This window comes from Nitrospirillum bahiense, assembly GCF_007828025.1.
Lineage (GTDB): Bacteria > Pseudomonadota > Alphaproteobacteria > Azospirillales > Azospirillaceae > Nitrospirillum > Nitrospirillum amazonense.
Genome location: NZ_VITO01000001.1, coordinates 453,076 through 473,586, shown reverse-complemented (window position 1 = coordinate 473,586; position 20,511 = coordinate 453,076). Strand labels below are relative to the sequence as shown.

The window sequence follows — 20,511 nt, the reverse complement described above, 5'->3', positions numbered from 1 at the left end:
GGGGCGTGCCCAGGGGAGTGGGCTCCAGCAGGGACGGCTATGCCCTGCTGCTGGTCCTGTTCCTGCTGGCCATGGCCACGGCGGTGGGCTTGGTCGTCATGGGCAATGGCCTGTCGGCGCGCAAGCTGGCGCGCGTCGCCTCCATCGCGGCGGGGCAGGACCAGCGGGCGGCGGCGGCCGCCTGGGTGGCGCTGGACGCCCTGCTGGCGCAAGGGGACGCCGACATCCCGCCGCCTCGGCGGCTGGTGCTGGACGGCCAGGCACTGACCGTCACCGTGGCGCCGGAAACCGGCCGCATCGACCTCAACGGCCTGTCGCGCCGGGCGTTGGTCCAGGCCATCCACACCCTGGGCTTTTCGGAGGGTCAGGCGCTGAAGGCGGCCGATGCCATCACCGCCTGGCGCGGCATGGATCCCCCGGGTGCCAACGGCCTGGACCTGACCATCGACCCCGTGCGCGCCCTCTGGTCGCTGGAGGATCTGGACGCCATTCCCGGCCTGGACCCAGATGTCGCCGCCTGCCTGCGCCGCTGGGGCACGGTTTATGCCCGGGGGCCCTTCGGCGGCTTGGCGCCGCTGGTGCGCCGCCCGGGCGCGAAGCCGGCGGCGGGGCCAGTGGGGGGTGAGGAACGGGGCGAGGGGCCGCTGGGTCTGGTCGCCGGCGGCATGGTGCGGGTGACGGTGGCGGAGGAGGGGCGGCCCCAGGTGCGGCGCAGCGTGCTGCTGTATCGCGGCGTGGGCCGGCAAGCGGCGGGGTCCGGCACGGAGGCCGAGTCCCCCTGGCTTACGCTGGAATGGCAGCGCCCCGTCCTGGCCGGCCGTGACGCTTGCGCCGTGACGGATCGTATGGGGACCGACCGGGGTGGGGTTCCCTGATGGGCGCGGCGGACGATAGCCTGTGGATGGCGCTCTCCCTTATGGCCGCCGCCCTGCTGGGTCTGGTGGCCGGCAGCTTCGCCATGGCGCTGGCCTGGCGCCTGCCACGCGATGAGCCTTGGGTGATGGGCCGGTCGCGCTGTCCTGCCTGCGGCACACCGCTGGCGCCCTCGGCCCTGGTGCCGGTCTTCTCCTGGCTGGCGCTGGGGGGGCGGGCACGCTGCTGCGGCTCCCCCATCCCGGCGGCCTATCCGGTGGGGGAGGCGCTGGCCGCGCTGGCCTTCATGGTGGCGGTGGCGCGCCTGGATTGGGGGCCGGAGACGGCGGCCCTGGGCCTGCTGGCCACCCTGCTGTTGGCCAGCGCCGTCATCGACCTGCGCCACCGCTGTCTGCCCAATGGCTTGACCCTGGCGGCGGCCCTGTTGGGCTTTGGGTGCAGCCTGACGGGTTGGACTGTGGCGCCGTTGCCGGGCTTGGCGGCAGCCGTCCTCGTCGCCCTGCCATTGCTGGCGGTGCGCTGGGCCCTGAGCCGGCGCTTGCGGCGGGTGGCGCTGGGCCTGGGGGATGTGAAGCTGCTCACCGCCGCCGCCTGGTGGGTCGGCCCGGCCGGCATGCCCTGGCTCGTGCTTCTTTCCGCCGTCCTGGGCCTGGCGTTCTATCCGGTGTGGTGGCTGGCGCGGCGCTACCGGGGGGAAGAGGCGGCGGAAATGCCCTTCGGCCCGGCCATCGCGCTGGCCTTTTACGCGCTGGCCTGCTTCAGTCTCTGATCGTCATTTGTCGCCGGTGTAGGCGGCGCGGCATTCGCCCAGGTTGGCGCAGTTCACGGACTGGGCGCCCGCCACAGTGCCGGTGTTCGCGGTGTTGTTGCGGGTCAGGCGGTCCCCCCGGCTGACCGGCGGCGGCTCAGGGGCATAGATGCCTTTCAGCCGGCCGTATTCCTCATCATGGAAGGCCTTCACCTCTTCCGGCGAGGGCAGGAAGCTGGGGGTGACGATGATATCCTCGCCCATGGTCGCGTCTTGGCCTGGGTTCGTCGCCGGCCCGGCGGCCACCGGGGCGCCACTCTGTGCCCAGGCCGCGCCTGGCGACAGGGCGGCCGCCAGGATCAGCGCGAGCCGGCCCGCGCTTTTGATGGATCGCAATGTCATGATTCGCCCCCCCCCGTGGGTCAGCTTCGTATGTCAGCTTCGTATCAAGGCGTCGTCGTCACCGCCGCACTCCGCCACCGCCTTCTGCCAGAAATGCCAGGCGATATAGGGCGCCAGGGTCAGCAGCAGGTTGATGGCAATGTGGCGCAGGCAGTCGTTCAGGCCGGGCCAGGGCGTGGCCAACGCGAAGCGGATTTCCAGTTCCATGATGCCGTGCGGATCGGCGGGCCGGATGAAGTCCAGGGTGCCGCTGCCGCCGATGATGCCCACGATCAGCACGGCGACGCTGGGCCACAGCGCCGCCATGCGCTGGCGGGTGGCCATCCAGGCGAAGACGGCCGCCAGGGCCAGGGGCAGGACCAGGCCGTGAACATAGGTGATGGTGGCGAAGGCGCTGTCGAACCAGTCGGGCAGCACGGGCCGGGCGTCCGGTGTGGGGCGATGCGTTTCCACGATGGCGGCGACGGCGGCGATGGCCAACCCGTATGTCATCGCCACGCCCAGCATCGACCCCAGCCCGTAGACCGCCCAGGGTGCCCGGGCGCCCCAGGACCGGAAATCGCCGCGCGCGACCATCGCACGGACAAGGTCGTCGGCCGTGCCCAGGCGGGCCAGGGCGCGGCTGTGCGCCTCAGCCGGGGCTAGACCGGCGGCCAGTTCCTCATCCGCCAGGTCGGCGGCATGGTCGCGCAGTTCCGCGACATAGCGGCGGGCGTGGCGGGGGGCGATGCCGGCGGTCAGCAGCCGGTGGCGCAGGGGGCCGAACATCTCAGGCATGTTGCACCCCGATCAAGATGGACTGGATGGCGTCGGTCAGGCGCGACCAGTTGCCGGCCAGGTCGTCCAGGCGCTGGGCCCCGGCGGCGGTCAGGGCGTAGTAGACGCGGCTGCGGCCGTTGACCGTCTTGCGGCTGGAGGACAGGGCGCCGTCGCGTTCCAGCGCATGCAGCACCGGATAGATCACCCCCTCGCCCAGGGCGATGGCGTCGCGGCTGCGCTCCCGGATGGCCTGGACCAATTCATAGCCGTACATCTCCTTCTCCCGCACCAGGCGCAGGACCAGCAACTCGGGCACGCCGCTCATGAAGTTGGAATTGTTCTCTGCCATGGGACGTCTCTTATCTCAGGTCTCGATCAGGTGGCCGTGCTCCGGGCCGCCGGGGCTTTGGGGGACGGCCTTGCGCCAGATGTGCCAGGCCAGATAGGGCACCAGGGTCAGCAGGAGGATCGCGGCGATATGCCTGAGTGCCATGTCCAGGTTCACGTAGGGACAGATGAATGACCAGCCGACCACCAGCTCGACGTAGCCATCCGCCACCTTGGGCAACTGCACCTCCGCCACACCGGCGCCGCCGACGATCCCGACGATCAGCAGCGCGACGCTGGGCCACAGGGCCGGCATGCGCTGGCGCGTGGCCATCCAGGCGAGGGCGCCGCCGGTCAGCAGCGGCAAGACCAGGTTGTGCAGATAGCCCAGGGTCATGGTCGCGGCACCAAACCAGGGGGGCAGTATGGGATGGGCGCCGGGGGCGGGGCGATGCGCCACCAGGATGCCGACGATGGCGCCCAAGGCCAGGCCGTAGGTGGCCAGGACGCCCAGCAGCGGGGCGATGCCGTAAACCGCCCACGGCGCGCGGGCGCCCCAGGATCGGAATTCACCGCTCTGAAGCAGCGCCTGGGCCAAGACCTCCTGCCCGCCCAGGCGTTTGAGCGCCAGGGCCTGCGCCTCCCGCAAGGGCAGGCCCGTGGCCATTTCCTCCGCCGTCAGGTCGGCCGCATGCTCCCGCAGCTCCATGACGTAGCGGCGCGCATGGCGAGGCGCGACACCGGCCGTCAGCAGGCGCTCACGCAGGGCGTGGAACAGGTCGGACATGGGCGTCTCCTGGGGTGAGGAGCGACGGCGCACCCAGGCGCCGGTCAATACCTTGCAACGCGAGGCATTATGCCTTGTGCTGCGAGGTATGGCAAGGGCCATCCGCCATGGCTGCCCCGCCATTGCATGTTACCGGTATCAGGCCTACATTCCGATCGCGACCGTCGATGCCGCACGCCCTCGAATGGCCCAGCTGCAAGGCATGTCCACCGGGGAAGTGTGGATTTATCGTACAAATTTGGCTAACAAGGGGCGGCGCCCCGGCAACAGGCCACCCGTCGGGGGGCCACCAGAGGGATAGGAACACCAGATGTCTTTGCACGGTAAGCTGCTGATCGGCAGTGCCCGCGTCGCCACCGACGCCACCTTCACCGCCATCGATCCCGCCACCAACGGGGCTCTGGACACCGCCTTCGCCCAGGGTGGCCCCGACCATGTGGCCCAGGCCTGCGCCCTGGCCTGGGAGGCCTTCGATACCTTCCGCGAGACCAGCCTGGAGCTGCGCGCCAGCCTGCTGGAAAAGATCGCCGACAACATCCTGGCCCTGGGCGACGCCCTGCTGGAACGTGTCGGCCAGGAAAGCGGCTTGCCGCGCGCCCGCCTGGAAGGCGAGCGGGGCCGTACCATGGGCCAGCTGCGCCTGTTCGCCAGTGTCGTGCGCCAGGGTGACTGGCTGGGCGTGCGCGTGGACCCGGCAATGCCGGAGCGCAAGCCGCTGCCCCGCGCCGACCTGCGCCTGCGCCACATCCCTGTGGGTCCGGTGGCCGTGTTCGGCGCCAGCAACTTCCCCCTGGCCTTCTCCGTCGCCGGTGGCGACACCGCCTCTGCGCTGGCCGCCGGCTGCCCGGTGGTGGTGAAGGGTCATCCCGCCCATCCCGGCGCCAGCGAGATGGTGGGTGAGGCCATCGCCGCCGCCGTCAAGGAACTGGGCCTGCCCGAAGGTGTGTTCAGCCTGCTGAGCGGCACCACGAATGAGCTGGGCGGCGCCCTGGTCGCCGACCCGCGCATCAAGGCCGTGGGCTTCACCGGCTCCCGCGCCGGCGGCCTGGCCCTGGTGCGCATCGCCCAGAGCCGCCCGGAGCCCATCCCCGTCTATGCGGAGATGAGCAGCATCAACCCCGTGCTGCTGATGCCCGCCGCCCTGAAGGCGCGCGCCGAGGCCCTGGGCCAGGCTTTCGTCGGTTCCCTGACCATGGGTGCCGGCCAGTTCTGCACCAACCCCGGCCTGATCATCGCCGTCGAGAGCCCGGACCTGGAGCGCTTCATCGCCGCCGCCACCGAGGCCGTGGCCAAGACCACGCCCCTGGTCATGCTGACCCCCGGTATCGCCAAGGCTTACAAGCAGGGCGTGAAGGCCCTGGCCGACAGCCCCAGCACCACCATCCTGGCCCAGGCGGCCGAGGGTGAGGGCAACACCTGCTCCGGCGTGCTGTTCAGCGTGACGGCGGCCGACTTCCTGGCCGACCCGGCCCTGGCGCACGAAGTCTTCGGCTCGTCCTCCGTCATCGTCCGCTGCCCGGACGTCGACGCGGTGAAGGCGGTGCTGGAAGGCCTGGAGGGCCAGCTGACCGCCACCCTGCACCTGGACGAGGCGGACTATGACGCCGCTGCCGCCCTGCTGCCCACGCTGGAACGCCGGGTGGGCCGCATCCTAGCCAACGCCTGGCCGACGGGTGTCGAGGTCTGTCATTCCATGGTGCATGGCGGCCCGTACCCGGCCACCTCTGACTCTCGCACCACCTCGGTGGGCACGCTGGCCATCGACCGCTTCCTGCGCCCGGTCTGCTACCAGGACCTGCCGGACGCGCTGCTGCCGGCGGCGGTGAAGCATGGCAATCCGCTGGGCCTGAACCGCCGCGTCGACGGCGTGGTGCAGCCCGGCAAGTAAGTCGTCGTGGGGGCGGGTCGGAAACGCGGCCCGCCCTTTTTTATAAAAATCAGGGGAGCTCAAGAGCGCATGTCACCGATCAAGATCGGCCTGGTGGGCGTGGGCAAGATCGCCCGCGACCAGCACCTGCCCGTCATCGCCGCCAATCCGGATTATGATCTGGTGGCGGTGGCCAGCCGCAACGCCACGCTGGACGGCGTGGACAGCTACGGCAGCCTGGACGCCCTGCTGGACGCCCGGCCGGAGATCGAGGCCGTCGCCCTCTGCACCCCACCACAGGGCCGCCATGCGCTGGCCCGGCACGCGCTGGAGCGCGGCCGCCACGTGCTGCTGGAAAAGCCGCCGGGGGCCACCCTGGCCGAGGTGCACGACCTGGTTGGCCTGGCCAAGGAAAAGGGTCTGGCCCTGCTGGCCACCTGGCACTCCCGTTACGCCCCGGCGGTGGAACCCGCCCGCGCCTGGCTGGCGGACCGCACGCTGAAATCGGTGTCGGTGTCGTGGAAGGAAGATGTGCGCCATTGGCATCCGGGCCAGGAATGGATTTGGCAGCCGGGTGGCCTGGGCGTGTTCGATCCCGGCATCAACGCCCTGTCCATCATCACCCACATCCTGCCGCGCGCCCTGGTGCTGAAGGCCGCCACGCTGGAATTCCCGGCCAACCGCCAGGCCCCCATCGCTGCCCAGTTGGACTTCCAGGACCTGTCCGGCGTGCCGGTGCGGGCAGAGTTCGACTGGCGCCAGACCGGCCCGCAGAGCTGGGACATCGTGGTGGAGACCACGGATGGTACCCTGGCGCTGAACCGCGGCGGTGCTGCCATGAGCATCGACGGCGTCGCCCATCTGGAAGAACCGGAGGCGGAGTACGCCAACCTCTACGCCCTGTTCAGCCGCCTGGTGCGCGACCGCCAGGTGGATGTGGACCTGGCCCCGCTCAGCCATGTGGCCGATGCCTTCCTCTGCGGGCACAGGGTGCTGGTGGAAGAATTCCACGAGTAGGCCGGCCGCTGCGGTTCCAGGGTCCGAGAAAGCCGGCGGTGCCCCTGCCGGCTTTTTTCATAGTGCCCTGCGCCTGCCTGCGCCTGCGGACTTGCGAGCGCGCCTGAAGTTATTTCTAGCCCATAAAAAAGGCGGCGGCGCCACGTTAGCGCCGCCGCCTTCCTCCTACCCGCGCCTCAGTGATTGTCGCGCGGGATGCCGTTGGTTTGGGCCACGCGCTGGTACTTCACCGCCGGTTCCAGCACGGCGCCGTCGCCCAGCTGGCCGACCATGCCGCGCTGGATCTCCTGCCACGGCGTCTGGCTGGCCGGGTACTGGTAGCCGCCGGCGGCCTCCAGGGCCTGGCGGCGGGCCGCCAGTTCGGCGTCGCTGATCAGGATGTTGGCGGTGCCGGCCCTAAGGTCGATGCGCACCCGGTCGCCCGTCCGCAGCAGGGCGATGGTGCCGCCGGCCGCCGCTTCCGGCGAGGCGTTCAGGATGGAGGGGGAGCCGGAGGTGCCGGACTGCCGGCCGTCGCCGATGCAGGGCAGGGCGGTGATGCCCTGCTTGATCAGGTAGGCGGGCGGCCGCATGTTGACGACCTCGGCGGCACCCGGGTAACCCACCGGGCCGGCGCCGCGCATGAACAGCAGGGTATGGGCGTCGATGCCCAGGGCCGGGTCGTCGATGCGGTGGTGGTAATCCTCCGGCCCGTCGAACACGACGGCCCGGCCCTCGAAGGCGTCGGGGTCGTCGGGGTTGGACAGGTAGCGGTCGCGGAACTCATCCGAGATCACGCTGGTCTTCATGATGGCGTTGTCGAACAGGTTGCCGCGCAGCACCAGGAACCCGGCATCCTTCTTCAAGGGCTGGTCGAAGGGACGGATGACGTCGGGCAGCTTGATCTCGGCATCGCGGCAATTGTCGCCGATGGTCTTGCCGTTGGCGGTCAGGGCGCCTTCGTGGATCAGGCCCTGCTTCATCAGTTCCGCCACCACGGCCGGCACGCCACCGGCGTGGTGATAATCCTCACCCAGGTACTCGCCCGCCGGCTGCAGGTTCACCAGCAGCGGCACCTTGTGGCCATGGGTTTGCCAGTCCTGCAGTTCCAGCTCAACGCCGATGTGCCGGGCGATGGCCGCCAGGTGGATGGGGGCGTTGGTGGAGCCGCCGATGGCGGAGTTCACCACGATGGCGTTCAGGAAGGCCTCGCGCGTCATGATGTCCGACGGCTTCAGGTCCTCGTTCACCATTTCGACGATGCGCTTGCCCGTCTCATAGGCAATCTGCTGGCGCTCGCGGTAGGGGGCGGGGATGGCGGCGGAGCCCGGCAGCTGCATGCCAAGCACCTCGGCCAGGCTGTTCATGGTCGTGGCCGTGCCCATGGTGTTGCAATAGCCGGTCGAGGGGGCGGAACTGGCCACCAGCTCGATGAACTTGCGCTGGTCGATCTCACCCGCCGCCAGCATCTGGCGCGCCTTCCACACGATGGTGCCGGAACCGGTGCGCTCGCCATTGTGCCAGCCGTTCAGCATGGGGCCGACGGATAGGGCGATGGCGGGGATGTTGACCGTGGCGGCGGCCATCAGGCAGGCGGGCGTGGTCTTGTCACAGCCGATGGTCAGCACGACGCCGTCCAGGGGGTAGCCGTGCAGCAGCTCCACCAGGCCCAGATAGGCCAAGTTGCGGTCCAGGCCGGCCGTGGGGCGCTTGCCGGTTTCCTGGATGGGGTGGACGGGGAATTCGATGGCGATGCCGCCGGCCTGGCGGATGCCCTCGCGCAGGCGCTGGGCCAGCACCAGGTGGTGACGGTTGCAGGGGCTGAGGTCCGACCCCGTTTGGGCGATGCCGATGATGGGCATGCCCGACTGCAACTCATCCAGGGTCAGGCCGTAGTTCAGGTAGCGCTCCAGATACAGCGCCGTCATGTCCGGGTTGTCGGGGTTGTCGAACCAGGCGCGGGACCGCAGTTTGGGCTTGCCGTTGGAAGGGTCGGACGACGTCATTGCAGGGCTTTCTTCAGGAATGCGGTCAAGGCGTTGAATGGGAAGGCGGGACTTCAGGCGGCGTCGGGGTCGGGCAGTTCCAGCCGGCCGAACCCCGAATCGATGACGGCCAGCATGGCGTGCGCGGCGGCCGCGCTGTCGCCCGCCTCGATGGCGTCGGCGATGGCGGCGTGGCTGTCCACCACCTCCTGCTGCAGGACGGTTTCATCCACCGGGGACGAGAGTGAGAACGAGGCCAGCAGCGCCGCCTCGATCACCGCCGCCAGCGATCGCATCATGGGGTTGCCGGAGGCGGCGCTGACCGCGACGTGGAATGCCAGGTCCGCTTCGGCGAAGCTGCGGCGGTTGTGCCCCGGCTCCGCCATGCGGGCGACGGCGCGGCGCATGTCGGCCAGCTGTTCCGGTGTGCGGCGCTTGGCCGCCAGGGCGGCGGCCCGCGGCTCCACCGCGCTGCGCATCTCATAAAGGTGGCGGCGCATGGCGTCGTCCAGGCCTAAGCTCACGCGCCAGGACAAGAGGTCGGCATCGAAGAAGTTCCAATGCGTCGGGTCCTGCACCTTGGTGCCCACCCGTGTCTTGGAAACGACCAGCCCCTTGGCCGCCAGGGTTTTCATCACCTCCCGCAACACCGTGCGCGAGATCTGAAAGCGGACCAGCAGGTCCGGTTCCGGCGGCAGATTCACGCCCACGGGCAGGGCGCCGCTCAGGATCTCCATGCCCAGGGTGCGCACGATCTGCTCATGGTGCGACAGGGGACGTTCAGGCGATGACCAGGTCGAGAGGGTCATGGGCGGCTCAGCTGGCGGACGGCGCGGCGGCGCCGGAGGAGGGACGGGAGGCGGGGGCCGACGTGGCCTGATTGGGTGTGCTAGGCGCGGCGGGGCCCGCCCCCGACCGGCCATACCGGGCGGAGGCCACCAAAATCAAGCGTTGTACGGCGATGAACAGGAAGAGCAGGGCCCCGATGGCGATTTTGGTCCACCAGCTGGACAGCGTGCCGTCGAAGGTGATCCAGGTCAGGATCAGCCCCTGGATCAGCACGCCGATGAAAGAGCCGGCCACGCCGCCCACGCCGCCGGTCAGAAGCGTGCCGCCGATGACCACCGCCGCGATGGCGTCCAGCTCCACCCCCGTGCCCGTCAGGGCGTAGCCGGACCGGGTGTAGAGGGAGAACACGATGCCGGCCAGCGCCGCCATCAGGCTGCAGAAGGCATGCACCAGAATGGTGGTCCGGCCGGTGTTGATGCCCATCAACTGGGCGAAATGGCCGTTGCCGCCCAGGGCGAACACCCGGGCGCCAAAGCGCGTGCCGTGCAGCAGGATGCCCCCGGCCAGGAAGGTCAGCAGCATGATGCCGGCCACCAGGGTCAGCCGTCCGCCCCCGGGCAGGGCCAGGGCGGCGGCTGCCAGGGTGTCGTAGGCGGCGTTGTGGATGGGGATGGAATCGGTGCTGATCAGCAGGGCGCAACCACGCGCCAGGAACATGGCCGTCAGGGTGACGATGAAGGCTGGCGCCTTCAGGTAATGGATGGCGGCACCCACGCCGGCGCCGAACATGCCACCCAGCGCCAGCACCAGGGCGAAGGCCAGCGCCGGGGGCAGGCCGGTGCCCTCGATCAGGCGGGCCAGCGCCACCGTGGTCAGGCCCATGACCGCGCCCACCGACAGGTCGATGCCGCCGGCCACCACCACCACGGTCATGCCGACCGCCAGGATGCCCAGGAAGGCGTTGTCGGTTAGCAGGTTGCCCATGACGCGCAGGCCCAGCATGGCCGGATATTGCGCGGCGCAGATGGCATAGATCAGGACGAAGACCACCACCGTCGCCAGCAGCGGCAGGGTGCGGGTGTTCACGAAACGGCCCATCACGCCTGGGCCTCCTTATTCTTGAAGCGCCGCACCAGGGACTGGGCCAATGGCCGGAAGGCGGGCGATTGCTGGGTCAGCACGGCGGCGACCACCAGCGCCATCAGCACCAGGTTCAGCTCCGGCGGCAGGCCCGCCCGCAGGATGGCGGTACGCATGGCCTGCAAGACCAGGGCGCCCAGGACGGAGCGGCCGATGCTGAACCGCCCACCATACAGGCTGGTGCCACCGATGACGACGGCCAGGATGGCGTCCAGCTCCAGCCACAGGCCGGCGTTGTTGGCGTCCGCACCCTTGATGTCGGCCGTGGCGATCAGGCCGGCCAGCGCCGCCATCAGACCGGACCAGACATAGACGGCGCCCAGCACCAGGCTGGTATGGACGCCGGCCAGGCGGCTTGAGCGCGGGTTGGTGCCCACGGCCTCGACGAACAGCCCCAGCGCGGTCGCCCGCACCAGCAGCCCGGTCAGCCCGGCCGCCAGCAGCGCCAGCACCACGGGCAGGGGCAGAGCCGCCAGTGTAGCGCCGGCCACGGCGATCAGGTGCGGTTCGGTGAAGGTCAGGATGCGGCCCTCGGTGATCAGCTGGGCGATGCCGCGCCCGGCCACCATCAGGATCAGCGTGGCGACGATAGGCTGCAGGCGGAACACCGCGACCAGCAGCCCGTTCCACAGGCCGCAGACCAAGCCGGTGGCCAGCGCCGCCAGGATGGCCAGCGGCCAGGCCAGGCCGGCGTTCACGCCCGCCGCCGCGACGGCGCCGGATATCGCCATGATGACGCCCACCGACAGATCGATGCCGCGCGTGGCGATGACCGGGGCCATGCCCACGGCCAGCAGCATGACGGGCGCCCCCCGGTTCAGGATGTCGATCAGGCCGCCAAACAGCCGCCCGTCCTGCAGGCGCAGGTCCAGGAAGCCCGGTGCCACGAAGACATTGACCAGCAGCGCCAGCACCAGCAGCGCCAGCTGTGGCCGCGCGGCTTTCAGGCGGATCAGAATGAAGGCGCTCATGCCGCACCTTGGGTGTGATGGTCCGCCGCGATGGCGTTGACGATGGCGGCGGGGGTGATGGAGTCCCCCTCCAGCAGGCCGGCGGGGGCGCGATCGCGCATGACCAGCACCCGGTCGGAGTAGGCCGCCACCTCCTCGATCTCGGACGAGATGACGTACAGCGCCATGCCCCGGTCCCGCAGATCCTCCAGCAGGCGCACGATTTCGGCATGGGCGCCGACGTCGATGCCGCGCGTGGGCTCATCCAGGATCAGCAGGCGGGGCTCGGTGGCTAGCCAGCGGGCCAGCAAAGCCTTCTGCTGGTTGCCGCCCGACAGCAGCTGGATGGGCTTTTCCGCATCCGGCGTGCGGATGTCCAGCAGCTTGATGTAGCGGTCGGCCAACTCATGCTGTTGCGCCGTGGACAGCCGCCGCCACCAGCCGCGCTTGGCCTGCAGGGCCAGCACGATGTTTTCCCGGATGCTGAGGCCGGCGACGATGCCGTCCAGCTTGCGATCCTCCGGGCAAAAGCCGAAGCCCAGGCGGATGGCGTCACGCGGGCTGCGCAGGGTGACGGCCTTGCCATCGACCAGCAGCTGGCCCTGGTCGGCCGTCTCCACCCCGAACAGCAACAGGGCGGTTTCCGTGCGGCCGGAGCCCAGCAGCCCGGCGGCCCCCAGCACGGCGCCGGCGTGCAGCTCCGCGTCGAACGCCCCCACCAGGCGGCGCCGGCCCAGGCCTTCCGCCCGCACTAGCGGGGCGCCGGCGGGCGTGGCGGCGGCCGGCCGGCGGCTCAGGTGGCTTTCCGCCGTGGGCGTCTTGCCCAGCATCATGGCCACCAGGTCCAGGCGGGGGAGGTCGGCGGTCCGCCGCTCCCCCACCAAGCGCCCGTTGCGCAGCACGGTGATGCGGTCGGTCAGGGCGTAGACCTGGTCCAGGAAATGGGTGACGAAGACGATGGCCAGGCCCTGGTCGCGCAAGCTGCGCAGCAGGGTGAACAGGGTTTGCACCTCCGCCGTGTCCAGGCTGGCGGTGGGTTCGTCCAGGATCAGCACCTTGGCCGACAGGTCCACCGCGCGGGCGATGGCGATCAACTGCTGCACGGCGGTGGAAAAGTCGGACAGCGGCCGGCTTGCGTCGATGGTGAGGCCGAAGCGGCGCAGCAGGGCCGCACCCTCCCGGTTCATGCGCGACCGGTGCACCAGGCCCCAGCGTGTGGGCTCCCGCCCCAGATACAGGTTCTGCGCCACCGACAGGTTGGGCAGCAGCGTGATCTCCTGATAGACGGCGGCGATGCCGGCCTGGACGGCGCCGCCGGGGCCGTCCGGATCGATCTCCACCCCATCAACGGTGATGGTGCCGCCGTCACGTGGCTGGGCGCCCGTCAGCAGGTTGATCAGGGTGGACTTGCCGGCGCCGTTCTCCCCCAGCAGGGCGTGGATTTCACCCGCCCGCAGGGTCAGGTCCACGCCGTCCAGGGCGCGCACACCCGGGTACTGCCGGGTCAACCCCCGGGCCGCCAGCACCACCGGGGCTTCAGGGTTGGCCATCAGTACAGGTCCTTGCGCCGGGCGTATTCGGCGGCGGCGGTGTCGGGCTCATACAGCTTGGACGGCGTCTGCACCCACTTGGGCGGCGGGGCGTGGTCCTTGCGGTAAGCCAGCAGGATGTCATAGGCGCGCGGCGCCATGTCCGGGGCCAGTTCCACGGTGGCGTTGGCATCTCCATCGGCCATGGCCTTGAAGATGTCGGGCACGCCGTCGATGGATACGGTCAGGATGTCGGTGCCCGGCTTCAGGCCCGCTTCCTTGATGGCCTGGATGGCGCCGATCATCATGTCGTCGTTGTGGGAATAGACGGCGCAGATGCTGCCCGGCGCCTCGGCCTTCAGGAAGCCCTCCATGACCTCCTTGCCCTTGGCGCGGGTGAACTCGCCCGACTGGGTGCGCACCAGATGCAGGTTGGGGGCGGTGGCGATGGCCTCCTCGAAGCCCTTCTTGCGGTTGGCCACCAGGCTGGCGCCCACCGTGCCCTGGATTTCCACGATGCGGCAATCGCGGCCCTGCACCTTGCCCGCCAGCCAGCGGCCGGCCACACGCCCCTCCTCGATGGTGTCCGAGGTGACCGCCGTCAGGTAGAGGTCGACGTTGGGCGTGTCGATCTGCCGGTCCAGCAGGATGACGGGGATGTTGGCGGCCTTGGCCTCGCCCAGCACCTCATCCCAGCCGCTGGAAACCACGGGGGCCAGCAGGATGGCGTCCACGCCCTGCGCGATGAAGGACCGCACGGCCTTGATCTGGTTTTCCTGGCGCTGCTGCGCGTCGGAGAATTTCAGGGTGATGCCCCGCTGCTCCGCCCCCTGGCGGGCCAGCTTGGTCTCCGCGGCGCGCCAGCCGGACTCCGACCCGATCTGGGAAAAGCCTACCGTCAGGCCCTTCTTGTCGCCGCTGTCGCATCCGGCCGCCAGGCTGCCCAGCAGCACCGCCGTTCCGATACCCAGCATCCGACGCGCCAAACCCTGGCGAGAGATTTTCCGGCTTCCCAGCAGCGTTTTCATATCCATCCCTGTCTCATGTTCACCCCGTCGGGGCCGTCCGCCGACTATCCTTTCCAGGAGATGGCGGGCGTTTGTTATGGGTCATATGATATTATTTATGGAGGCTACTCAAGCCCCTTTGCGTCCCCGGACGTCGCCCCTCTTGTGACGAAGTCGCTTGCCCCCGAAAAGGGCTTGGACTAGACAGAAATAGTATTATTAAATGAGCACGTCCAGCCCTCTGGTGCCGTCATTCCGGCCGGGCGGACCACAGTCACGCAAAACAATCGTCAGGGAAACACCCATGGTCCTGCGTCTCCTCCAATATGTCGACGCCACGGGCGCCCGTGCCGTCGCCGCCCGCCACGATGATGGCCCGGCGCACACGGTGCTCGGTGTCGCCAGCGTCTATGAGCTGGCGCAGCGGGCCATCGCTGCGGGCACGGGTTTGGCGGCGGTGGTCGAGGCGGCGGGCGTGGGCGGTTCCGTGGACTTGGCCGCCTTGATGGCCGAGGGCCGCCTGTTGGCGCCGCTGGATCATCCCGATACCGCCCACCTGCTGGTCACCGGCACGGGCCTGACCCACCTTGGGTCGGCGGAGGGCCGGGACAAGATGCACAAGGACCTGGCCGATCCCGCCAAGCAGACCGATTCGATGCGCATGTTCCGCCTGGGGCTGGAGGGCGGCAAGCCGGCCGCCGGGCAGGTGGGGGCACAACCGGAATGGTTCTTCAAGGGGGACGGCAGCATCGTCACGGCGCCCGAGGCGCCGCTGGCCTCCCCCGCCTTCGCCCTGGACGGAGGGGAGGAGCCGGAGATCGTGGGCCTCTACGTCATCGGTCCCGACGGCACGCCCTTCCGCCTGGGCTACGCCTTGGGCAACGAGTTCTCCGACCATGTGACGGAGCGGCAGAACTATCTCTACCTGGCGCATTCCAAGCTGCGCCCCTGCTCCTTCGGGCCGGAACTGCTGGTGGGGCCGCTGCCGGCCGACATCCGGGGGACGACGCGTATCGTCCGCGATGGCCAGGTGGCGTGGGAGAAGCCCTTCCTGTCGGGTGAGGCCAACATGTGCCACAGCCTGGACAACCTGGAACACCATCACTTCAAGTACGCCGGCTTCCGCCGCCCCGGCGATGCCCACGCGCATTATTTCGGCACCGCCACCCTATCGTTCAGCGACGGCTTCACCACCCGGCCGGGCGACCGGTTCGAGGTGGAGGCCGCACCCTTCGGCCTGCCGCTGCGCAACCCGCTGACGGTGAAGGAAGCGGAAGCGGTGGCCGTGACGGCGCTGTAGCCCGCGACTGCGGGTGCCGGAGATTTCTGGGGAGCCGAAGGCGGACTGGAAATCGAGGACAAGCCAAGGCCACGGATGTGGCCGCCCGGCGCCTGGGGGGCATTTGAGCGGTCACGATCAAATGCCGCACGTATAAGCGCTACGCCCGCGCACCGGCGCCCATCCTAAGCCGGATGGGTGATTTTTACGGCGACACCTCTGCAACCGCCCTCCCCACTGGGGAGGGCGGCTTTTGGCGTTTGTCTGTCGCGGCGCGACTTAACTATTTGAAGTAGCGCAAAGTTTGGTCGCCGCTGATGCGTCGGCGACACACTTTCGAATAAATCATACGATATACGATATAAGATATTTGACAGGTCCGTGGCATTTGCGGGACGGTTGTTCAGCGCGCACTAACGGGGGTGCGCGGTCTGGGAGATAAGAATGCAAAAGATTCATGCGAAGTCCGCCCCCGGGTCGGTGCTCCGCTCGGGCCGCGCGTCGGTCCTGGCGGCGGGGGCCGCCATGGTGGCATTGATGGCGGGTGGCCAGGCGCTGGCCCAGTCCGTCGATGACCTGCAGGAAATCGTCATCACCGGTTCGCGCATCAAGCAGGCGAACCTGACGACGGCCAGCCCCCTGACCACGGTGGGGTCGCAGGACCTGCAGTATCAGGGCACGACCAATATGGTGGACGCCCTGAACCGTCTGCCGCAGGTGACGGCGGACGCCAATGACAATGTGTCCAACGGTGCCGACGGCACCTCGCGCGTCAACCTGCGCAACCTGGGTTCCAACCGTAACCTGGTGCTGATCGACGGCCAGCGCATGCTGCCGCCGGAAACCTCCGACATCAACTTCATCCCCACCGCGATGGTGGACCGGGTGGACGTGGTCTCGGGCGGCGCCTCGGCGGTCTACGGTTCCGATGCCGTGTCGGGCGTCGTGAACTTCATCCTGCGCAAGAATCTGGACGGCGTGCGCGCCGACGTGCAGTACAGCATCGCGCAGCACGACAACGGCAACACCGCCCTGCGGTCCCTCAGCCAGGCCAAGAACTTCACCACCGCCCCCGGCGAGGTGTGGGATGGCATTAAGAAGGACATAAGCGTCGCCGCCGGCACCAACTTCGACGGCAAGAAGGGCAACGTCACGCTGTTCGCCGGCTATCACTATTCAATGCCGGTCACCCAGGATAAGCGCGACTATTCCAATTGCGACCTGAACCTGAAGGACGCCAACACCTTCATCTGCGGCGGCTCCAGCAACAACGCCTATGGCCTGTTCTATCCGCTGAGCGGCCCCAACGCGAACACCACCCTGGTGAACGCCAAGGACGGCAGCAAGACCTGGGTGCCGTACAACAGCAGCTTCGCCTACAACTACACGCCCACCAACTACATCCAGCGCACCGACAAGCGCGAGACCGGCGGCTTGGCCGCCCACTATGAATTTGCCAAGGAAATCGAAGCCTACGGCAACTTCATGTACATGAACGACCACAGCTTCTCGCAGGCGGCGCCGTCCGCCCTGTTCCAGGGCACGACGTTCAACATCAACTGCAACAACCCGCTGATGTCGTCGGCCCAGGCGTCCACGCTGTGCGGTGCCGACGCCGGCACCAATACCGACGCGCAGACCTTCATCGGTTACCGCCTGACCGGCCCCGGCAGCCAGCCGCGCCGCGACGACCTGCGTCACATCGATTACCGCTTCACCGGCGGCTTCCGCGGCGAGGTGTGGGACGGCTGGAGCTACGACGCCAACTTCCTGTGGTCCAAGGCCATCCTGAACGAGACCTACATGAACAACGTCGACAACACCAAGGCGCAGCGCGCCCTGGAGGTTGTCAACGTGAACGGCGTGCCCACCTGCAAGTCGGTGATCGACGGCACCGATCCGACCTGCGTGCCCATCAACGTCTTCCAGTACAACGGCATCAGCCAGGCCGGTTACAACTACCTCTATTCCCCCAGCCACACCCACGGCGCCCAGACGGAAAAGGTGGGCAGCCTGTCCATCAACGGCGATCTGGAGCAGTACGGGATCAAGAGCCCGTGGGCCAAGAAGGGTGCGGCCATCGCCCTGGGCTATGAACACCGCGAGGAAACGCTGCTGTTCGAGGCGGATCAGGTGGCCCAGGCCAACGGCACCCTGCCGTCGCACGGCAGCCTGAGCGTGGACGAAGGCTACGGCGAACTGCAGTTCCCCATCATCCAGGACAAGCCCCTGGTCGAGGAACTGCTGTTCAACACCGGCTACCGCTACTCCAAGTACGACTACCTGGATGGCGGTGTCAGCACCTACAAGTTCGAGTTGCAGTACGCCCCGGTCAGCGATGTCCGCTTCCGCGGCAGCTACAACCGCGCCGTCCGCGCGGCCAGCATCTCCGAACTGTTCGCGCCGACCACGCTGGGCAACGTCGCGGCGGTGGATCCCTGCTCCGGTTCCAGCCCGACGGCCTCGGCGGCCCAGTGCGCCCTGACCGGCGTCACCTCGGCCCAGTACGGCCACATCGCCGACTGCCCCTCGGCCGTCTGCGTGACCCAGGGCGGCGGCAACAGCGCGCTGAAGCCGGAAACGGCGGACACCTTCACCGCCGGCGTGGTGCTGACCCCGACCTTCATTCCCAACTTCTCCGCCACGCTGGACTACTACAACATCAAGGTTGACGGCTACATCTCGGCGCTGGACGCCCAGACGGTCATCAACCAGTGCGTCCAGACCGCCAACCCGTACTTCTGCGGCCTGTTCCACCGCGCCAAGGGCTCGGGCGTGCTGTTCGGCACCGACGGCTACATCATCGCCGGCAACCAGAACACCGGTCACCTGCAGACCTCGGGCGTGGACATTGACGTGTCCTACAAGCTGGCCTTGGAAGACGTCGTCAACCGCAACTGGGGCGACCTGGACTTCAACCTGACGGGCAGCGTGTTGCTGACCCGTGAGACCCAGCCGCTGCCCAGCCTGGGCACCTATGACTGCACCGGCCTGTTCGGGCCGACCTGCGGCCAGCCCAACCCGCGGTGGCGCCACCAGTTGCGCACCACCTGGTCCAGCCCCTGGGTCCCGGCCACGGTGTCCCTGAACTGGCGCTTCATCGGCCCGACGTCGCTGTCCAGCAACACGGCCAACGACTTCCTGGCCTCCGACTTCGTCGGCATCAACGCCAAGCTGCCGTCGTACAGCTACTTCGACCTGGCGATGACCTACAAGATGACCGACTACCTGTCGCTGCGCGCGGGTGTGAACAACATCCTCGACCGCGACCCGCCGGCCATCGCCTCCAGCCTGCTCAGCAGCTTCGGCAACGGCAACACCTATCCGGGTGTCTACGACCCGCTGGGCCGCACCATCTTCGTCGGTGCGACGGTGGAGTTCTAAGGCCTGGTCCTGGAACGGAGATATCCCCGCCCGGGTGGTCCCGGGCGGGGTTTTTTGTTGGAAAGCGGGCCTTCCGCGCCACAAAATGTCGTTTGAAACGGCTAGGGCAGTTAAGGTGTTGACGCCCGCGCTGATCGGTGTCCAAACAGCTTTCAGCCGACAGGCGCCGCCCCAGGGCAAGGGGGCGGTGCCCCTCAGGGGAAAAGGTCGGCGGCGGGGGCTAAAACACGTTCTAGATGGGGACTGCTTTATGACGTTCTGGACGCGCCGTAAGGCGTTGGACGCTTTGGCGCACGTGGACCAAAGCCGGCAGTTGCGCAAGACCTTGAGCTGGCCGCACCTGGTGGCCCTGGGCATCGGCGGCATCATCGGCACGGGCATCTATACCCTGACCGGCATCGGTGCCGAGCGCGCCGGCCCCGCCGTCATCCTGGCCTTCGCCGCCTGCGGCATCCTCTGCGCCTTCGCGGCCCTGACCTACGCCGAAATGGCCACCATGATGCCGGCCGCCGGCAGCGCCTACACCTACACCTACTCGGTACTGGGCGAGGGGCTGGCCTGGATCATCGGCTGGTCCCTGGTGCTGGAGTATGCCGTCACCTGCAGCGCCGTGGCGGTGGGCTGGTCGGGCTATATGGTCGGTCTGCTGGAAAGCATGGGCATCCATCTGCCCAAGGACCTCATCGCGGGACCCTATGCCGGCGGCATCGTCAACCTGCCGGCCATCGTCATCACCGCGCTGGTCACGGCCCTGCTGGCCAAGGGCGCCAAGGAAAGCGCCACGGTCAACATCGCCCTGGTCGCCATCAAGATCATCGCCCTGGCGGTGTTCGTCGGCCTGACGGTGTTCAGCCTGGTGCCGGAAAACTTCACCCCGTTCATGCCCTATGGCTTCGTCTCCCACATGGACGACGCGGGCCATGTGCGCGGCGTGATGGCGGCGGCGGCCATCGTCTTCTTCGCCTTCTTTGGCTTTGACGCCGTGTCGACCTCGGCGGAAGAGGTGAAGAACCCCGGCCGCGACCTGACCATCGGCATCCTGGGCTCCATGGTCATCTCCACCATCATCTATATGATCGTGGCCGCCTGCGCCGTGGGTGCCTGGCCCTTCGCCGAGTTCGCCGCCAGTGGCGAGCCGCTGGCCTTCATCCTGCGCAGCCTGAATCATCCCGGCGCCGCCTGGGCCATCGGGGCCGCCGCCATCGTGGCCCTGCCCAGCGTCATCCTGGTGATGATGTTCGGCCAGACCCGCGTGTTCTTCGTCATGTCGCGCGACGGCCTGCTGCCCCGTGGCCTCAGCGATCTGGGGCCCGACCGCCGCTCGCCGGTGAAGGTGACCCTGCTGGTCGGTCTGTTCGTGGCCCTGTTCGGCGGCTTCCTGCCGCTGGCCACCATCGCGGAGCTATCCAACGCCGGCACGCTGGCGGCCTTCATCTCCGTCTCGGTCTGCGTCATGGTCCTGCGCGTGACCAAGCCGGACATGCCGCGCCTGTTCCGCTGCCCCGCCGTCTGGGTGGTGGCTCCGCTGGCGGTCATCGGCTGCCTCTACTTCCTGTACTCCCTGCCCGGCACCACGCTGCGCAACTTCGCCATCTGGCACGTGATCGGCCTGGTGATCTACCTGGGCTACAGCCGCCGGGCCAGCCTGCTGAACAAGACTGTGTAAAGGCGACCACGCTTGAAATGAAA

17 protein-coding genes are annotated in these 20,511 nt (G+C 68.6%); 7 read left to right on the top strand and 10 right to left on the bottom strand.

Annotated elements, in window-relative coordinates:
- Nucleotides 1–17: 17 nt before the first annotated feature.
- Together FBZ88_RS02010 and FBZ88_RS02005 are read left to right on the top strand one after the other, a co-directional pair.
- A complete protein-coding gene (locus FBZ88_RS02010) occupies nucleotides 18–875 on the top strand; it encodes a general secretion pathway protein GspK (protein WP_145615161.1) in 858 nt (285 codons plus the stop codon).
- Between the two features lie 26 nt (nucleotides 876–901).
- Complete coding sequence (locus FBZ88_RS02005) at nucleotides 902–1,642, top strand: prepilin peptidase (protein WP_186464149.1); 741 nt, start codon at nucleotides 902–904, stop codon at nucleotides 1,640–1,642.
- 3 nt (nucleotides 1,643–1,645) lie between these two features.
- Here the strand turns inward: FBZ88_RS02005 and FBZ88_RS02000 are convergent, their stop codons facing one another.
- Genes FBZ88_RS02000 through FBZ88_RS01985 form a run of 4 tightly spaced genes read right to left on the bottom strand, consistent with a single transcriptional unit; the run spans nucleotide 1,646 to nucleotide 3,896 of the window.
- Nucleotides 1,646–2,023 carry a hypothetical protein gene (locus FBZ88_RS02000; protein ID WP_145615159.1) on the bottom strand — a complete coding sequence of 126 codons (378 nt, stop codon included), beginning with the start codon at nucleotides 2,021–2,023 and terminating at the stop codon, nucleotides 1,646–1,648.
- A 33-nt stretch (nucleotides 2,024–2,056) separates the two neighbouring features.
- Complete coding sequence (locus tag FBZ88_RS01995) at nucleotides 2,057–2,800, bottom strand: permease prefix domain 1-containing protein (protein ID WP_145615158.1); 744 nt, start codon at nucleotides 2,798–2,800, stop codon at nucleotides 2,057–2,059.
- A complete protein-coding gene (locus FBZ88_RS01990) occupies nucleotides 2,793–3,131 on the bottom strand; it encodes a PadR family transcriptional regulator (protein WP_145615157.1) in 339 nt (112 codons plus the stop codon). The genes FBZ88_RS01995 and FBZ88_RS01990 overlap by 8 nt, the downstream gene beginning before the upstream one ends.
- Nucleotides 3,132–3,146: 15 nt before the next feature.
- Nucleotides 3,147–3,896: a hypothetical protein gene (locus tag FBZ88_RS01985; RefSeq protein WP_145615156.1), complete on the bottom strand. Its 750-nt coding sequence runs from the start codon at nucleotides 3,894–3,896 to the stop codon at nucleotides 3,147–3,149.
- Between the two features lie 310 nt (nucleotides 3,897–4,206).
- On the opposite strand from FBZ88_RS01985, the gene FBZ88_RS01980 reads away from it, so the two are divergent.
- Both FBZ88_RS01980 and FBZ88_RS01975 read left to right on the top strand, forming a co-directional pair.
- Nucleotides 4,207–5,784, top strand: a complete 1,578-nt coding sequence (locus FBZ88_RS01980) for an aldehyde dehydrogenase (NADP(+)) (RefSeq protein WP_145615155.1) — start codon at nucleotides 4,207–4,209, stop codon at nucleotides 5,782–5,784.
- A 69-nt stretch (nucleotides 5,785–5,853) separates the two neighbouring features.
- The gene (locus FBZ88_RS01975; RefSeq protein ID WP_145615154.1) at nucleotides 5,854–6,780 is read left to right on the top strand and encodes a Gfo/Idh/MocA family protein; all 927 of its coding nucleotides are present in this window, start codon (nucleotides 5,854–5,856) and stop codon (nucleotides 6,778–6,780) included.
- Nucleotides 6,781–6,956: 176 nt separating this feature from the next.
- On the opposite strand, the gene FBZ88_RS01970 is transcribed toward FBZ88_RS01975, so the two are convergent.
- From FBZ88_RS01970 to ytfQ, 6 genes are read right to left on the bottom strand one after another with little or no spacing between them, the layout of a single operon-like run.
- The gene (locus FBZ88_RS01970) at nucleotides 6,957–8,765 is read right to left on the bottom strand and encodes an IlvD/Edd family dehydratase (protein WP_145615153.1); all 1,809 of its coding nucleotides are present in this window, start codon (nucleotides 8,763–8,765) and stop codon (nucleotides 6,957–6,959) included.
- A 53-nt stretch (nucleotides 8,766–8,818) separates the two neighbouring features.
- On the bottom strand, nucleotides 8,819–9,553 hold the full coding sequence (locus FBZ88_RS01965; protein WP_145615152.1) for a FadR/GntR family transcriptional regulator: 735 nt from the start codon (nucleotides 9,551–9,553) through the stop codon (nucleotides 8,819–8,821).
- A 7-nt stretch (nucleotides 9,554–9,560) separates the two neighbouring features.
- Entirely contained in the window at nucleotides 9,561–10,631 is a 1,071-nt protein-coding gene (gene yjfF, locus FBZ88_RS01960) for a galactofuranose ABC transporter, permease protein YjfF (RefSeq protein WP_211102471.1), read from the bottom strand.
- Nucleotides 10,631–11,644 (bottom strand): ABC transporter permease, encoded by a 1,014-nt coding sequence (locus tag FBZ88_RS01955; RefSeq protein ID WP_145615151.1) that lies wholly within the window; start codon nucleotides 11,642–11,644, stop codon nucleotides 10,631–10,633. Before FBZ88_RS01955 ends, yjfF begins: the two co-directional genes overlap by 1 nt.
- Complete coding sequence (locus FBZ88_RS01950) at nucleotides 11,641–13,173, bottom strand: sugar ABC transporter ATP-binding protein (RefSeq protein ID WP_145615150.1); 1,533 nt, start codon at nucleotides 13,171–13,173, stop codon at nucleotides 11,641–11,643. The genes FBZ88_RS01955 and FBZ88_RS01950 overlap by 4 nt, the downstream gene beginning before the upstream one ends.
- Entirely contained in the window at nucleotides 13,173–14,126 is a 954-nt protein-coding gene (gene ytfQ / locus FBZ88_RS01945) for a galactofuranose ABC transporter, galactofuranose-binding protein YtfQ (protein ID WP_081486693.1), read from the bottom strand. The genes FBZ88_RS01950 and ytfQ overlap by 1 nt, the downstream gene beginning before the upstream one ends.
- A gap of 337 nt (nucleotides 14,127–14,463) precedes the next feature.
- On the opposite strand from ytfQ, the gene araD1 reads away from it, so the two are divergent.
- From araD1 to FBZ88_RS01930, 3 genes are all read left to right on the top strand, one after another.
- A complete protein-coding gene (gene araD1 / locus FBZ88_RS01940; RefSeq protein ID WP_145615149.1) occupies nucleotides 14,464–15,459 on the top strand; it encodes an AraD1 family protein in 996 nt (331 codons plus the stop codon).
- 423 nt (nucleotides 15,460–15,882) lie between these two features.
- Nucleotides 15,883–18,822 carry a TonB-dependent receptor domain-containing protein gene (locus tag FBZ88_RS01935; RefSeq protein WP_246138453.1) on the top strand — a complete coding sequence of 980 codons (2,940 nt, stop codon included), beginning with the start codon at nucleotides 15,883–15,885 and terminating at the stop codon, nucleotides 18,820–18,822.
- A 250-nt stretch (nucleotides 18,823–19,072) separates the two neighbouring features.
- Nucleotides 19,073–20,488: an amino acid permease gene (locus FBZ88_RS01930; RefSeq protein WP_145615147.1), complete on the top strand. Its 1,416-nt coding sequence runs from the start codon at nucleotides 19,073–19,075 to the stop codon at nucleotides 20,486–20,488.
- The last annotated feature ends 23 nt before the right edge of the window (nucleotides 20,489–20,511 follow it).